General features: G+C 73.8%; 9 protein-coding genes and 2 pseudogenes. 9 read left to right on the top strand and 2 right to left on the bottom strand.

Annotation, left to right across the window (positions count from 1 at the left end):
• Positions 1-122 precede the first annotated feature (122 nt).
• The 5 genes from ilvN (at position 123) to AB0O19_RS37930 (ending at position 7,665) form a co-directional block, all read left to right on the top strand.
• Positions 123-647 carry an acetolactate synthase small subunit gene (ilvN, locus tag AB0O19_RS37950; protein WP_030302941.1) on the top strand — a complete coding sequence of 175 codons (525 nt, stop codon included), beginning with the start codon at positions 123-125 and terminating at the stop codon, positions 645-647.
• Positions 648-763: 116 nt separating this feature from the next.
• Complete coding sequence (gene ilvC / locus AB0O19_RS37945; RefSeq protein WP_063347727.1) at positions 764-1,762, top strand: ketol-acid reductoisomerase; 999 nt, start codon at positions 764-766, stop codon at positions 1,760-1,762.
• 237 nt (positions 1,763-1,999) lie between these two features.
• Entirely contained in the window at positions 2,000-3,589 is a 1,590-nt protein-coding gene (gene serA / locus AB0O19_RS37940; RefSeq protein WP_363378782.1) for a phosphoglycerate dehydrogenase, read from the top strand.
• 282 nt (positions 3,590-3,871) lie between these two features.
• Positions 3,872-4,033, top strand: coding sequence for a hypothetical protein (locus AB0O19_RS37935; protein WP_363626253.1), 162 nt, complete (start codon positions 3,872-3,874; stop codon positions 4,031-4,033).
• Between the two features lie 296 nt (positions 4,034-4,329).
• Complete coding sequence (locus AB0O19_RS37930) at positions 4,330-7,665, top strand: S8 family serine peptidase (RefSeq protein ID WP_363626251.1); 3,336 nt, start codon at positions 4,330-4,332, stop codon at positions 7,663-7,665.
• A gap of 134 nt (positions 7,666-7,799) precedes the next feature.
• On the opposite strand, the gene AB0O19_RS37925 is transcribed toward AB0O19_RS37930, so the two are convergent.
• Complete coding sequence (locus tag AB0O19_RS37925; RefSeq protein ID WP_363626249.1) at positions 7,800-10,289, bottom strand: YfhO family protein; 2,490 nt, start codon at positions 10,287-10,289, stop codon at positions 7,800-7,802.
• 164 nt (positions 10,290-10,453) lie between these two features.
• Here AB0O19_RS37925 and AB0O19_RS37920 point away from each other — a divergent pair.
• The 4 genes and pseudogenes from AB0O19_RS37920 to cimA all read left to right on the top strand — a co-directional run.
• A pseudogene (locus AB0O19_RS37920) lies at positions 10,454-10,591 on the top strand (Uma2 family endonuclease); the annotation flags it as partial.
• 58 nt (positions 10,592-10,649) lie between these two features.
• Positions 10,650-11,714 carry a 3-isopropylmalate dehydrogenase gene (locus AB0O19_RS37915; RefSeq protein ID WP_363626247.1) on the top strand — a complete coding sequence of 355 codons (1,065 nt, stop codon included), beginning with the start codon at positions 10,650-10,652 and terminating at the stop codon, positions 11,712-11,714.
• 246 nt (positions 11,715-11,960) lie between these two features.
• Positions 11,961-13,073, top strand: a complete 1,113-nt coding sequence (locus AB0O19_RS37910) for a branched-chain amino acid aminotransferase (protein WP_363589460.1) — start codon at positions 11,961-11,963, stop codon at positions 13,071-13,073.
• 379 nt (positions 13,074-13,452) lie between these two features.
• Complete coding sequence (cimA, locus tag AB0O19_RS37905; protein ID WP_363589458.1) at positions 13,453-15,057, top strand: citramalate synthase; 1,605 nt, start codon at positions 13,453-13,455, stop codon at positions 15,055-15,057.
• Positions 15,058-15,142: 85 nt separating this feature from the next.
• On the opposite strand, the pseudogene AB0O19_RS37900 reads toward cimA, so the two are convergent.
• Positions 15,143-15,328, bottom strand: a pseudogene (locus tag AB0O19_RS37900) (ATP-binding protein); the annotation flags it as partial.

Below are 15,328 nucleotides of genomic sequence, written 5' to 3'. Positions count from 1 at the left end.
GGCCGATGGTCGCGGCCGGCACCAGCAACGACGAGATCCAGTTCGCCAAGGGCATCCGCCCCGACTTCGGCGACGACCTCGACTAACGCCCCCCTTCAACTCCAGAGCGCCTGAGGAACCCCATGTCCAAGCACACCCTCTCCGTCCTGGTCGAGAACAAGCCCGGCGTGCTCGCCCGCATCGCCGCCCTGTTCTCCCGTCGGGGCTTCAACATCGACTCCCTCGCCGTCGGCCCGACCGAGCATCCGGACGTGTCCCGGATGACCATCGTGGTCAACGTCGAGGACCTCCCGCTGGAACAGGTCACCAAGCAGCTCAACAAGCTCGTGAACGTGATAAAGATCGTCGAACTCGACCAGTCCGCTGCGATCCAGCGGGAACTGGTCCTGGTGAAGGTCCGCGCCGACAACGAGACCCGGTCGCAGATCGTCGAGATCGTCCAGTTGTTCCGTGCCAAGACCGTCGACGTGTCCCCGGACGCGGTGACCATCGAGGCCACCGGAAGCTCGGACAAGCTGGAGGCCATGCTCCGGATGCTGGAGCCTTACGGCATCAAGGAGTTGGTCCAGTCCGGCCTGGTCGCCATCGGGCGCGGCGCCCGTTCGATCACGGACCGCTCGTTGCGCGCCCTCGACCGCAGCGCCTGAGCACCCCTCGAGACGCCGACCGTCTCACACCCTGAAGCACCGCCCCACACCCCCGCCGGTACGCCTACCGTAGAGAGCGCGTACCCGGCAACCATCACGCAAGGAGATGTGCCCCCGTGGCCGAGCTGTTCTACGAAGACGACGCCGACCTGTCCATCATCCAGGGCCGCAAGGTCGCGGTCATCGGCTACGGCAGCCAGGGCCACGCCCACGCGCTGTCCCTGCGCGACTCCGGCGCCGACGTCCGGGTCGGCCTGAAGCCGGAGTCCAAGTCCCGTGCCAAGGCGGAGGAGGCCGGCCTGCGCGTCGTCACCCCGGCCGAGGCCGCGGCCGAGGCCGACGTCATCATGATCCTGGTGCCGGACCCGATCCAGGCCGACGTCTACGAGGCCGACATCGCCCCGCACCTGAAGGCCGGCGACGCCCTGTTCTTCGGCCACGGCCTGAACATCCGCTTCGGCTTCATCAAGCCCCCGGCGGACGTCGACGTCTGCATGGTCGCCCCGAAGGGCCCGGGCCACCTGGTCCGCCGCCAGTACGAGGAGGGCCGCGGCGTCCCCGCGATCGTCGCCGTCGAGCAGGACGCCTCCGGCAAGGCCTTCGACCTGGCGCTGTCCTACGCCAAGGGCCTGGGCGCCACCAAGGCCGGCGTCATCAAGACCACCTTCACCGAGGAGACCGAGACCGACCTGTTCGGTGAGCAGGCCGTCCTCTGCGGTGGCACCGCCGCCCTGGTGAAGGCCGGTTTCGAGACCCTGGTCGAGGCCGGCTACCAGCCGGAGATCGCCTACTTCGAGTGCCTGCACGAGCTGAAGCTCATCGTCGACCTGATGTACGAGGGCGGCCTGGAGAAGATGCGCTGGTCGGTCTCCGAGACCGCCGAGTGGGGCGACTACGTCACCGGCCCGCGGATCATCACCGACGCCACCAAGGCCGAGATGAGGAAGGTCCTCGCCGAGATCCAGGACGGCACCTTCGCCAACACCTGGATCGCCGAGTACAAGGCCGGTCTGCCCAAGTACAACGAGTACAAGAAGGCCGACGAGGACCACCTGCTGGAGACCACCGGCAAGAAGCTGCGCTCGCTGATGAGCTGGGTCGACGACAAGGCCTGAACCGGCCTCGGGCTCTGCCCGATTTTGTAACTTCCTTGTACAAGTAGGCTGCTCTCGTCCGGGTGATTTCGCCGGACGGGAGCAGCCTGGTACCCAGCCCGTCGATACACTCCGAGTGCGCGTCAGGCCCACAGCGTCGTGCGTCTACCTACGCGGCATGCCACCTTCCCCCCGCCGTCCACGCCACCCACGTGCCGGGGAGAACCGCAGAGTTAAGGACACACTGTCGTGAGCACTGTGACATCCAAAACCGCCGTCGTCCTGATCGCCGAAGAGCTGTCGCCCGCCACCGTCGACGCCCTCGGCCCCGACTTCGAGATCCGCCACTGCAACGGCGCCGACCGCACCGAGCTGCTCGGCGCGATCGCCGACGTCGACGCGATCCTGATCCGCTCCGCCACCAAGGTCGACGCGGAGGCGCTGGCCGTCGCCCGCAAGCTCAAGGTGGTCGCCCGGGCCGGGGTCGGCCTGGACAACGTGGACGTCGCCGCCGCCACCAAGGCCGGCGTGATGGTCGTGAACGCGCCGACCTCCAACATCGTCACCGCCGCCGAACTCGCCTGCGGCCTGCTGATCTCCGTCGCCCGCAACATCGCGCCGGCCAACGCCGCGCTCAAGCAGGGCGAGTGGAAGCGCAACAAGTACACCGGCGTCGAGCTGAGCGAGAAGACCCTCGGCGTCGTCGGCCTCGGCCGGATCGGCGTCCTGGTCGCCCAGCGGATGTCCGCGTTCGGCATGAAGATCGTCGCGTACGACCCCTACATCCAGGCCGCCCGCGCCGCCCAGATGGGCGTCAAGCTGGTCACCCTGGAGGAGCTGCTGGAGGTCTCGGACTTCATCACCGTCCACCTCCCCAAGACCCCCGAGACCATCGGCCTGATCGGCGACGAGGCGCTGCACAAGGTCAAGCCGACCGTGCGCATCGTCAACGCCGCCCGCGGCGGCATCGTGGACGAGGAGGCGCTCGCCAACGCCCTGCGCGACGGCCGGGTGGCCGGCGCCGGCCTGGACGTGTACGCCAAGGAGCCGTGCACCGACTCCCCGCTGTTCGGCTTCGACAACGTGGTCGCCACCCCGCACCTGGGCGCCTCCACCGACGAGGCGCAGGAGAAGGCCGGCATCGCCGTCGCCAAGTCGGTGCGCCTGGCGCTGGCCGGCGAGCTGGTGCCGGACGCCGTCAACGTCCAGGGCGGCGTGATCGCCGAGGACGTGCGCCCGGGCCTGCCGCTGGCCGAGAAGCTCGGCCGGATCTTCACCGCGCTGGCCGGCGAGGTCGCCGTCCGGCTCGACGTCGAGGTCCGCGGCGAGATCACCCAGCACGACGTGAAGGTGCTCGAACTGTCCGCGCTGAAGGGCGTGTTCGAGGACGTGGTGGCGGAGACGGTGTCCTACGTCAACGCCCCGCTGTTCGCCCAGGAGCGCGGCGTCGAGGTCCGCCTGACCACCTCCAGCGAGAGCGCCGAGCACCGCAACGTGATCACCGTCCGCGGCACGCTCGCGAACGGCGAGGAGATCGCCATCTCCGGCACCCTGGCCGGCCCGAAGCAGACCCAGAAGATCGTCGGCGTGGACGCCTTCGACGTGGACGTCGCGCTCACCGACCACATGGCCTTCTTCAAGTACGAGGACCGCCCCGGCGTGGTCGGCGTGCTCGGCCGCCACCTCGGCGACGCCGGCATCAACATCGCCGGCATGCAGGTCGCCCGCGACGGCGGCGGCGCGCTCGCCTCCATCACCGTGGACAGCCAGATCCCGCAGGACGTGCTGTCGGCGATCGCCGCCGAGATCGGCGCCCGCTTCGCCCGCTCGGTCGACCTGGGCGCCTGAGCCCGACGCCCCCCGGGGCCCGGACCGCCGTTCGCCGGCGGTCCGGGCCCCGCTGCGTTCCCCCGGATGGCTCCCGTCTCAGATACTAGGAAATCCAAGTATTCGTGCAGACACGGCCCGGGCCCGGTCGTACCGTGGAAGGGCGATACGGCGTGCCGACCCTGTAGACAGGGCGTTCGGCCCGTGTCCGCGTGCGCCTTCACGGGCAGGCGATCCCTGCCCCCGCGCGTACCCCTCCCCCTCCCGCGCCCTCTTCGGGGCGCCGCTTCCAAGGAGCCCGGTATGCCCCTCACCGTCGACCGCCACGCCACCCCCACCCCCGCCGCCACCCCCGTCCGCGCCCCGCGCCGCCGCCGGGCCGCCGAACGGAACCCCTTCGCCGCCGCCGCCCTGCAGCGGGCGCTGGACCGCCGCGACAACGGCGGCTCGACCGGGCACCTCTGACGGAACCGCTGGCGGGCGTCGCCGGCGGGGCCCGTCCGTCAGGTGTTGTCGGGCGGCGCCCCCGCGGCTTCGCCGGCCCGCCGCCGGCCCGGCCGTTCATCCGCCGAATAGGCCGCTCGGGCTGCCGTCAGGTCACCCGGTCGAGTGCAACCGGCGTCCGTCCGAGGGAAGTTGCTCGCGCTCGTCGGCGCGATCATCCTAATTTGGGGCCCCCGGAAGGGTGATCGACGTTCGCGCGGGCGGGCGTCAGCGACACGGTGTGCGGATCAGTCCCCCTGCCGGGGGAAGAGGGCCCAGTGCGCCTGCCATCCGTCCGCCGACCCATCACCCGGATCGGACTCACCCTGGCCCTGCTGGCCGGGAGCGCGGCGCTCGCCGCCACCCCGGCCTCCGGCGGGCCCCCGACGGAGCCGTCGAGGGCCGGCCGAACGGCCTCCGTCCTGCTCGAACTCGGCACCGAGCCGGCCGGGCCCGCCTGGCGGCGCGCCGCCGACGGGGCCCGGCGGGCCCAGCGCTCCCCGGAGGCCGCCCGCCGGGAGGCCGCGGACGCCGGCGCCGCCCAGCGGGCCAGGGCCGGCGAAGCCCTCGACCGGCTCGCCGCGGCCGTCCACCGGGCGGCGCCCACCGCCGGCGAGCTCTACCGCACCCGCACCCTGATCACCGGCCTCGCCGTCGACGCGCCCGCCGACCGGCTGCCCGCCCTGCGCGCGCTGCCCGGCGTCCGGGCCGTCCACCCGATCGTCCGCAAGCAGCGGGACAACGCCTACTCCGTCCCGCTGATCGGCGCCCCGCAGGTCTGGGCCGGTGCCACCGGCGACGGCAACACCGGCCAGGGGGTGCGGATCGGGATCATCGACAGCGGCATCGACTACACCCACGCCGACTTCGGCGGCCCCGGCACCGAGGCCGCCTTCCGCTCCGTCGAACGCGGCAAGCCCGCCCCGCCCGACCTGTTCCCCAACGCCAAGGTGATCGGCGGCAAGGACCTGGTCGGCGACGACTACGACCCCGACCCGTCCTCCCCGCACCACCAGCCCGTCCCGCACCCCAGCGACAATCCGATCGACTGCGACCGCAACGGGCACGGCACCCACGTCGCCGGCACCGCCGCCGGCTACGGCGTCACCGCCGACGGCCACCCGTACACCGGCCCCTACCGGCCCGGACTCGACCCCGCCGGGTTCAAGGTCGGCCCCGGCGCCGCCCCCGGTGCCCAGCTGTACGCGATCCGGGTCTTCGGCTGCGACGGCTCCACCGACCGGCTCGCCCAGGCCCTCGACCTCGCCGCCGACCCCAACGGCGACGGCGACCTCGGCGACCGCCTCGACGTCGTCAACCTCTCCCTCGGCAGCCGCTTCGGCAGCCCCGACGACACCGATGCCCTCGCCGTCGACCGGCTCGCCGCCCTCGGCACCGTCGTGGTCGCCGCCGTCGGCAACGACGGCGACGTCTACGGCATCGGCGGCAGCCCCGGCACCGCCGCCCGGGCCATCACCGTCGCCGCCTCCGTCGACCAGCACAGCGACACCGACGGCCTCACCGTGCTCGCCCCCGCCGACCTGGCCGGCGTCGTCCCGGCCCACTGGAGCGAGCGCTACCAGGGCTGGTCCAGCGCCGACGTCAGCGGCCAACTCGCCATGCCCGCCGACCAGTCCGACGGCTGCGCCGCCTACAGCGAAGCCGACCGGCAGCGGCTCGCCGGAAAGATCGCCGTCCTCACCTGGCGCACCCGCGACTCCGAACGGGCCTGCAACTCCGGCCCCCGCGCCGACCACGCCGCCGACGCCGGTGCGATCGGCGCCCTCTACGCCGCCGACACCGACCACCTCGCCGAGATCTCCGGCAACGACCGCATCCCGGCCGCCCTGCTCGCCCACGCCGACGGCGAACGGCTCCGGCAGGCCGCCGCGGCCGGGCCGGTCGAGGTCCGCCTCGCCGCCCCCGGCAACCCGCTGCACGGTTCCGTCTCCCAGAACCAGCCCGCCCGCACCGACACCCTCACCGACTTCTCCTCCCGCGGCATCGGCGTCCCCGGCATCGTCAAACCCGACCTCGCCGCCCCCGGCGAGACCATCTGGTCCGCCCTCGTCGGCAGCGGCAGCGGCGGCCAGCGCGAGGACGGCACCTCGATGGCCACCCCGCACATCACCGGCCTCGCCGCCCTCGTCCGCGCCGCCCACCGCGACTGGCCGGTCGAACAGCTCAAGGCCGCGCTCATGAACACCGCCGTCGACACCTGGCTCGGCGACGACCACGGCGGACCGGTCTACGGCCCCGAGCGCACCGGCGCCGGCCGCGCCCAGGTCGACCGGGCCGTCCACACCCCCGTCGTCGCCTACGCGGCCGGCGACGGAGCTGCCGAAGGCAGCGTCGGCGTCTCCTACGGGCCGGTCGAGATCGCCGGGCCGACCGCCCTCGGCCGCGACATCGAGGTGCGCAACCACGCGGATCGGCCGCTGAGCTACCGCACCGGCTACGCGGCTGCCACCGAACTGCCCGGCGCCACCTTCGAGGTGACGCCGGACCAGGTCGACGTCCCGGCCGGCGGCACCGCGCGGGTGCACGTCACCCTCGCCGTCCCCGGGGAGCTGGGCCGGGCTCCCGACCCCACCATCGACACCGTGCAGGACGGCAAGGCCCGCAGCTACCGCGCCGAACTCTCCGGCCGCGTCCTGCTCACCCCCGTCACCGACCCGGCCCTGCCCCAGCTGCGCGTCCCCGTCCTCGCCGCCCCGCGCCCGGCCACCGACCTCACCGCCACCGCCGCCGCCCGCACCACCCGGGACGGCACCGTCCTGATGCTCGGCGGCAGCGCCGCCCCCGGCAACCGGCCCGGACTCGTCACCGCCCTCACCCTCGGCGGCGAAGGCCCCCGCTGGGCCGACTGCCCGCCCGACAGCGAAGCCGCCGTCGGGCCCGGGGCCGGCGTCCGGCCCGACGACGACGCCGAGCCGGCCGACCCCCCGCAGGACGTCTGCGTCCAGCAGCCCGGCGACCGGGCCGCCAACCTGCGGGTCGTCGGTGCCGCCACCAGCTCCGACCTGCTGTACGTGGGCGCCCAGCTCTGGGCCCCGGCCGCCACCCCGGTCGGGCTCTACGGCGTCCGGGTCTCCCTGGACACCGACGGCGACGGCGCCACCGACGTCATCCTCGAAGCCGACCGGCTGCGCGGCAGCGACGTCCTGGTCTCCCGCGCCCTCGACGCCCGAACCGGCGCCGAACTCGACGTCCAGCCGCTGAACGGCCACTGGGGCGACACCGACACCGCCCTGCTGGACGGTGACGCCCTCGTCCTCCCCGTCCGGCTGAGCGCGCTCCCGGGCGTCCGGGAAGGCCACAGCACCGTCCACTACGGCGTCTGGACCAGCACCGTCGCCCCCGGCACACCCGACCCGGCCGAGTCCTACTCCGCCATCGGCCTGCGCGGCACCCGCCCCGTCCTGGCCCTCGACGTCCTGCACCCCGCCGTCGACATCCGTGCCGGCCTCGGCGGCCCCGCGGCCCTCGCCACCCCGGTCCGGCCCGGCACCGTCCTCGACATCCGCCGTGCCCCCGGCGACACCTCCCGCCTGCTCCTGCTCCACCACCTCAACCCCGCCGCCCGCCGGAGCCAGCTGATCACCCTGCCCTGACCGCACCTGCCCGAGGGGCGGCCCGCCGAGCTGGCGGGCCGCCCCCGTGCGTTTGCGCCACGCCTCGCCGTGGTGCCGACGGCCGTCGGCCGTGCCCGGCAGGGTCCGCCCTGGTTGTCTCAGGCCTGGTCGCCTCAGCCCCGGTCAGCGGCCTGGGCGGCCTGGGCGGCGAGCCGACGGGTGCGGCGGGGGGCGCGGGCCGGGCGGCGGGAGAAACGGGTGAAGACGGCGACCAGGGCGAGGGCGGCGGCGGTGGCGGAGCTGACGGTGAGGCCCTCGGTGAGACCGGGCGGGCGGAAGGAGCAGGCGACGCGGTCGGCGCCGGCGCCGAGCGGTACGCCGATCATGCCCAGGACGGGCGTCGGCGGGACGTACCGGCCGCCGCCCGCCGCGCAGGTCCAGCCCTCGGCGGCCGGGACGGACAGCAGCGCGGTGCCGGTGGAGCCGGCCGGGAGGGCCGCGGCGAGGGTGTGCCCGCCGGCCGCCACGCCGGTCGCGCCGGTGGCGGTGAGACGGGCGACGGCGTCGTCCAGGGCGCCGGGGCGCAGGCAGCCGATCGGGCGGGCCGGGATCTGGCCGACCGTGTCGGAGCGCAGGGTCACCCGGACCGTCCCGTCGGCGGGGACCGGCCCCAGCCGGTGGATCGCGACGGCGGTGGTGGGCTGTTCGCCGTCGCTGCGGTAGGTGGTGCCGAGACCGCTGACCGTGCCCCGGTACCAGACGCCGTGGAAGTAGGCCGTGCCGCCGGGGGTGCAGGCGGCGGTGAGGACGGTGCCCTCGGCGCCGCCGGGCAGCGACCAGCCGCTGGTGCCGTGCAGGGTGGGCGCGGGGCCGCCGGCCGGGACGGGCAGCGGGGCCTCGTACACCCGGCTGCCGAGCAGTGACTCCTGCCGGGACCAGACCGAGGAGGTGTCCGGCCGGGCGCCGGGCGGCAGGACGGTGACCAGTGGCGGCGCGGCGGCCCGCCCGGGGGTGAAGCCGGTCGGGGGCGGCCCGTCGTCGAGGTGGGAGCGGACGGCGAACAGGGCCTGCCCGACCGGATCGGTGACGCTGGCGGTCTGCCGCCCGCCCGCCGTCCAGCCCGCGCCGAGGTCGTGCAGCAGCAGGGCGGCGACGGTCGGCAGGTAGCCGCTGAAGTAGCCGCCGCCCTGGCCGTCGAGCAGCAGCGGATCGTTGGTGGTGAAGGCGTGCGGGCCGGGGTCGCTGCGGCCCCGGGGCCACGCGGCGCCGTCGCGCACCGCCGCGTACCCGGCCCGGACGGCGCTGGCGGAGGCGGTGTCGGCCGGGGCGGCGAGCGCCGCGTACCCGGACCAGACGGCGTTGCCGAGCACCGCGCCGGCCAGCACCCAGGTCGCCAGGGCGGTGGCCCGGCGGTCGGTGTGCCGGCGGTCGAGGGTCCAGAGCGCGGCGAGCAGGACGACCCCGCCGGCGGCCAGCAGTGTCCAGGTGGAGGCGCGGACCGAGTGCCGGCCCGCCGCCAGCGCGGCGATCACCGCGACCACGGCGGCGCCGCCCAGCAGGGTGAGCCGGTCCGGCCGGTGCGCCAGCGACACCCAGCCGGCCAGCACCAGCAGGCCGCTGAGCGCGAACGCGACCCGGTACGGCCCGCCGGCCGGGATCGCCAGACCGTGCCAGACCACCACGGTCGGGGTCCAGACGAAGCTGAGCACCACCAGCACCAGCGCCCCGCACCAGACCGCCCGCTCCCGCACCCGCACCCGCCGGTTGAACGGCAGCCCGCACACCAGCAGCAGCCCCAGCAGACCGATCGCGACGTCCGGCAGCGGCCGCCCGCCGTGGGTGGCGGGCAGCAGCTGCGCGAGGTGCCCGCCGAGCCCGGACGGGCCGAGCGGCTGCACCGGGGACTCCGGCTGGGCGCCGTGCGCGGCCCGGACGGCGACGAACAGCACGGGCGAGGCGAGCAGGACGCCGGTGGTGGCCATGGTGAAGGCCCGCCCGGCGACCCGGACCCGGTGGCGCAACGGCCGCGGGGTGGCGAACAGGCGGACGGCCAGCAGCAGCCCGGCCATCAGGGTGGCCAGCGCGGCGGTGTACAGGTTGCCGGCCCAGGCGAGGGTGACGCACAGCGAGCCGGCCACCCAGCGCCGCTCGCGCAGGCACCAGTCGGCGGCCAGGCCGAGCAGCGGCAGCGAGACCAGGCCCCAGAGCCACATCGGCGCCGCCCCGCCGACGTCGAGCACCCAGGCGCAGAGCCCGTACCCGACGGCGGCGAGCGCCCGCAGCCAGTGCGGGCCGGCGTGCAGCCGGCCGAGCAGGTGGGCCATCAGGGCGGTGCCGAGGCCGATGGTGGCGAGGGTGACCAGGAGGAGCGCGAACCGGCCCTGGTCGCGGGGGAGGAGGGCGGTCGCCCAGGAGAACGGGTTCATCAGGTAGGCGAAGAAGTCGGCGAGGAACGGGACGCCGTAGCCGCTGTTCCAGTTGAACAGGAGGTCCCCGGCCGCCCGTCCGTGCATCAGGTCCCACAGGTGGGCGTGGTACGGCAGGGCGGCCTCGCCCGCCCCCGTCGGCCACGCCCCGCGCAGCCCCACCGCGAGCGCGTACCCGCCCGCCGCCAGCCCGGCCGCGCTCCCGCAGACCAGCACCTCCCGCCGCCGCACGCCCATTGCTGCTCGACCCCGTTTCCGCGAGGGATTGCCGGACCCCGTCACCCTAAGCGCGCTCCCCGCGCGGATCAGGCCCCCCGCGCTCCCTCGTAGGGGTGATGAGGTGGCAGCCCGGCGGATCGGCCTGCGATGGTGCCCCCGTGGGAAGGAAACCCGACCTTGCGATGCCGGGGTGGCTGCGCCCTCCGGCTACCGGCTACACCGCGGACGACCTGGATCGGCTACGGGATCTCCCGCCCCACACCGAGCTGCTCTTCGGCGGCCTGGTCTTCTCCGCCCGTCAGACGACGTTCCATGCCCGGACGTCCGGATGGTGGACGCCGGGTGTCAGCCCCTGGGACACCGGAGTAGGGTCCGAGCATGTCTCGCACGATTCGTCTCGCAGTTGTCCCGGGTGACGGCATCGGCCAGGAAGTGGTGGCCGAAGGTCTCAAGGTCCTGGGTGCCGTGCTTCCCGCCGACGTGAAGCTGGAGACCACCGAGTACGACCTCGGCGCCCGGCGCTACCACCGGACCGGGGAGACCCTGCCGGACAGCGTGCTGGCCGAGCTGAAGTCGCACGACGCGATCCTGCTGGGCGCCATCGGCGACCCGAGCGTGCCGTCGGGCGTGCTGGAGCGGGGGCTGCTGCTGAAGCTGCGGTTCGCCTTCGACCACCACATCAACCTGCGTCCGGGCCGCCTGTTCCCCGGGGTGAAGTCCCCGCTGGCCGGCACTGAGTCCGACGGCGCGTCTCCGACACGACGAGCCATCGACTTCGTGGTGGTCCGCGAGGGCACCGAGGGCCCGTACGTCGGCAACGGCGGCTCGCTGCGCACCGGGACGCCGCAGGAGGTGGCCACCGAGGTCAGCCTGAACACCGCGTTCGGCATCGAGCGCGTGGTGCGCGACGCCTACCGCCGGGCCCAGGCGCGTCCGCGCAAGAAGCTGACGCTGGTGCACAAGAACAACGTGCTGGTGCACGCCGGGCACCTGTGGTCGCGGATCTTCGCGGAGGTCGGCCGGGAGTTCCCGGAGGTCACCACCGACTACCTGCACGTCGACGCGGCGACGATCTTCTTCGTCACCCAGCCGGAGCGTTTCGACGTCATCGTCACCGACAACCTGTTCGGCGACATCCTGACCGACCTGGCCGCCGCCGTCACCGGCGGGATCGGCCTGGCCGCGAGCGGCAACATCAACCCGGGCGGCGAGTTCCCGTCGATGTTCGAGCCGGTGCACGGTTCGGCGCCGGACATCGCGGGCCAGGGCAAGGCCGACCCGACGGCCACCGTGCTGTCGGTCGCCATGCTGCTGGAGCACCTGGGCTTCGCCGCCGAGGCCGCCCGGGTGGAGGCCGCCGTCGCGGCGGACCTGGCCGAGCGCACCGGCACCCGCAGCACCTCCGAGGTCGGCGACGCGCTGGTCACCCGAGTAGCCGGCTGACGGGCCGGATCCGCTTGACGGACTCCGGCCCACGGGCCGGGGCCGACAACGGTCGCGGCCCGGCGGGCCGCACCACATAACCGCAGCTTGCAGCTCCCCAAGGAGCGGGCAGCTGTTCGGCACGGCCCTCTGGATGCGAGTATCGACAGTGGGTCGTGCCGTTGTGCGTTCGTTCCGGTGCTGGTTGGCCGCGGCGGGCACCCGGCGGTGGCGGCCCGGACCTACCCCACGGTGAAGGAAACAGCCATGAGCACGCCCACCCAGGCGCCCATCACGTTCGACCTCAAGCCTTCCGCCCACCCGCTGCCCACCGCGGAGCGCGAGGCCCGGCTGACCAACCCCGGCTTCGGCCGGGTCTTCACCGACCACATGGTCACCATCCGCTGGACCGAGGGCGTGGGCTGGCACGACGCCCAGCTGGCGCCGTACGCGCCGCTGGAGGTCGACCCGGCGAACATGACCCTGCACTACGGCCAGTCGATCTTCGAGGGCCTCAAGGCCTACCGCCAGGCCGACGGCTCCATCGCGAGCTTCCGCCCGGAGGCCAACGCGGCCCGCTTCCAGGCCTCGGCCCGCCGGCTGGCGATGCCGGAGCTGCCGGTGGAGACCTTCGTCGAGGCCGTCGAGCTGCTGGTCCAGCAGGACCAGGCGTGGGTGCCGAACGAGCCCGAGCAGAGCCTGTACCTGCGTCCGTTCATGTTCGCCACCGAGGTCGGTCTGGGTGTCCGCCCGGCCAACTCCTACCTGTTCATGATCATCGCCTCGCCGGCCGGCGCCTACTTCCCGGGCGGCGTCAAGCCGGTCTCGGTGTGGCTGTCCAAGGAGTACGTCCGGGCCGCGCCCGGCGGCACCGGCGCCGCCAAGTGCGCCGGCAACTACGCCGCTTCGCTGATCGCCCAGGCCCAGGCCGCCGAGAAGGGCTGCGACCAGGTCGTCTGGCTCGACGCCGCCGAGCACCGGTGGATCGAGGAGATGGGCGGCATGAACCTGTACTTCGTCTTCGGCGAGGGCAAGGACGCGAAGATCGTCACCCCCGAGCTGTCCGGCGCCCTGCTGCCCGGCATCACCCGCGACTCGCTGCTCCAGCTCGCCACCGACCTCGGCTACGCCGTCGAGGAGCGGAGGATCTCCACCGACGAGTGGCAGCAGGCCAACGCGGACGGCACCCTCACCGAGGTGTTCGCCTGCGGCACCGCCGCCGTCATCACCCCGGTCGGCTCGGTGAAGTCGGCCGCCGCCGACTGGACGGTCGGCACCGGCGAGCCCGGCCCGACCACCATGGAGCTGCGCCGGGCCCTCCTGGCCATCCAGGGCGGCCAGACCCCCGACACCCACGGCTGGCTGCACAAGATCGTCTGAGGCGGCACCCGCTCCGGCCTGCTCCGTTTCGCATCGCGAGACGGGCGGGCCGGATGCCGGGACGTGTGCCAGACTGCGAACGTGTCCTCGCTGTCGCTGATTATTAACAGCAGGCGCGCCGGTCCGCAGTGACCGCTCCCGCAGGACCCGATGCGGAGCGACCACCAGCGTCCAGACCCGCGCGCAGACCTCTCGCACCCGCGAGGGGTTTTTTCGTTTTTCGGGCATCGCCCCGATCAACACAGCCTCCGGACCGGCCGGGAGCCCCCACAAGGGGCTCGGGGACACCGGAGCCGCGCGCGGGATGCTGGACAGTGGAGCCGGGACTCGCAATCCGGCAGAGCAGTACGAAACCTCCCCGAACGGAGAACCAGGGGTCATGACCGAGGTCAGCCGTACCGACGACAGTTTCCACGTGTTCGACACCACCCTGCGCGACGGCGCGCAGCGGGAGGGCATCAACCTGACGGTGGCGGACAAGCTGGCCATCGCGCGGTACCTGGACGAGTTCGGGGTGGGCTTCATCGAGGGCGGCTGGCCGGGGGCCAACCCGCGCGACACCGAGTTCTTCGCCCGGGCCGCCGCCGAACTGGACCTCCGGCACGCCCGGCTGGTCGCCTTCGGCGCCACCCGCCGGGCCGGCGGCAAGGCCGCGGAGGACCCGCAGCTGGCCGCGCTGGTCGCCTCGGGCGCCCCGGTCGTCACCCTCGTCGCCAAGGCGCACGACCGGCACGTGGAGCTGGCGCTGCGCACCACCCTGGACGAGAACCTGGAGATGGTCCGGGACAGCGTCGAGTTCCTGCGCGCGCAGGGGCGGCGGGTGTTCATCGACTGCGAGCACTTCTTCGACGGCTACCGGGCGAACCGCGAGTACGCGCTGGCCGTGGTCCGCACCGCGCACCAGGCAGGGGCGGACGTGGTGGTGCTGTGCGACACCAACGGCGGGATGCTGCCGGCCGGCGTGCGGGAGACCGTCGCCGACGTCCTCGCCGTCACCGGCGCCCGGTTGGGCATCCACGCCCAGGACGACACCGGCTGCGCGGTGGCCAACACGCTGGCCGCGGTGGACGCCGGCGCCACCCACGTCCAGTGCACCGCCAACGGCTACGGCGAGCGGGTCGGCAACGCCAACCTGTTCCCGGTGGTCGGCGCGCTGGAGATCAAGTACGACCGGCGGGTGCTCCCCGAGGGCCGGCTCGCCGAGATGACCAGGCTGTCGCACGCGATCGCCGAGGTGGTCAACCTGACCCCCTCCACCCACCAGCCGTACGTCGGCTACTCGGCCTTCGCGCACAAGGCGGGCCTGCACGCCTCCGCGATCAAGGTCGACCCGGACCTGTACCAGCACATCGACCCGGAGCGGGTCGGCAACACCATGCGGATGCTGGTCTCCGACATGGCGGGCCGCGCCTCGGTCGAGCTCAAGGGCAAGGAGCTCGGCTACGACCTGTCCACCGACCGGGACCTGGCCGGCCGGGTGGTGGCCAAGGTGAAGGAGCAGGAGAACCTCGGCTACACCTACGAGTCCGCCGACGCCTCCTTCGAGCTGCTGCTGCGCGACGAGGTGCGCGGCGGCCGGGACCGCTTCTACACCCTGGAGTCCTGGCGGACCATCAGCGAGCAGGGCCCGAACGGGTTCACCGGCAACGAGGCGACGGTGAAGCTGTGGGCGAAGGGGGAGCGCCGGATCGCCACCGGCGAGGGCAACGGCCCGGTGAACGCGCTGGACCAGGCGCTGCGCACCGCGCTGGAGGGGATCTACCCGCCGCTGGCCCGGTTCGAGCTGGTGGACTACAAGGTCCGCATCCTGGAGGGCCAGCACGGCACCGGCTCCAAGACCCGGGTGCTGATCGAGTCCACCGACGGCACGTCCACCTGGTCGACCGTCGGGGTGGCCGACAACGTGGTGGCCGCCTCCTGGCTGGCGCTGGAGGACGCCTACACCTACGGGCTGATCCGGGCCGGCCTGGAGCCCACCGAGTAGCTCACCGGGCAGCCCGCCGGGCGACCCGCCGCGGCCGTGGCCCACGGACCTCCGAACGAAGGTCCGTGGGCCGCGGCCGTGTCCGTCATCGGAGTCGGGCGAGGAGGGCGTGCTCGACGAGGGTGATGAGGGCGCTCTTGGCGCTGTCGCGGCGGCGGGCGTCGAGCGTGATGACGGGGGTCTCGGCGCTGAGCTGGAGCGCTTCGCGGACCTCGTCGGCGGTGTGGGGCTGGTGTCCGTCGAAGCCGTTGAGGGCGACGACGAAGGGGAG

The organism is Kitasatospora sp. NPDC091276 (assembly GCF_040684355.1).
Classification (GTDB): domain Bacteria; phylum Actinomycetota; class Actinomycetes; order Streptomycetales; family Streptomycetaceae; genus Kitasatospora.
This window is presented reverse-complemented; position numbering and strand designations above follow the sequence as displayed.

What these genes read in the sequence shown, in the direction of transcription:
- AB0O19_RS37915 (WP_363626247.1), top strand. Translation starts at nt 10,650, where the DNA reads ATGTCTCGCACGATTCGTCTCGCAGTTGTCCCGGGTGACGGCATCGGC.
- cimA (WP_363589458.1), top strand. Translation starts at nt 13,453, where the DNA reads ATGACCGAGGTCAGCCGTACCGACGACAGTTTCCACGTGTTCGACACC.
- AB0O19_RS37910 (WP_363589460.1), top strand. Translation starts at nt 11,961, where the DNA reads ATGAGCACGCCCACCCAGGCGCCCATCACGTTCGACCTCAAGCCTTCC.
- ilvN (WP_030302941.1), top strand. Translation starts at nt 123, where the DNA reads ATGTCCAAGCACACCCTCTCCGTCCTGGTCGAGAACAAGCCCGGCGTG.
- AB0O19_RS37925 (WP_363626249.1), bottom strand. Translation starts at nt 10,289, where the DNA reads ATGGGCGTGCGGCGGCGGGAGGTGCTGGTCTGCGGGAGCGCGGCCGGG.
- AB0O19_RS37935 (WP_363626253.1), top strand. Translation starts at nt 3,872, where the DNA reads ATGCCCCTCACCGTCGACCGCCACGCCACCCCCACCCCCGCCGCCACC.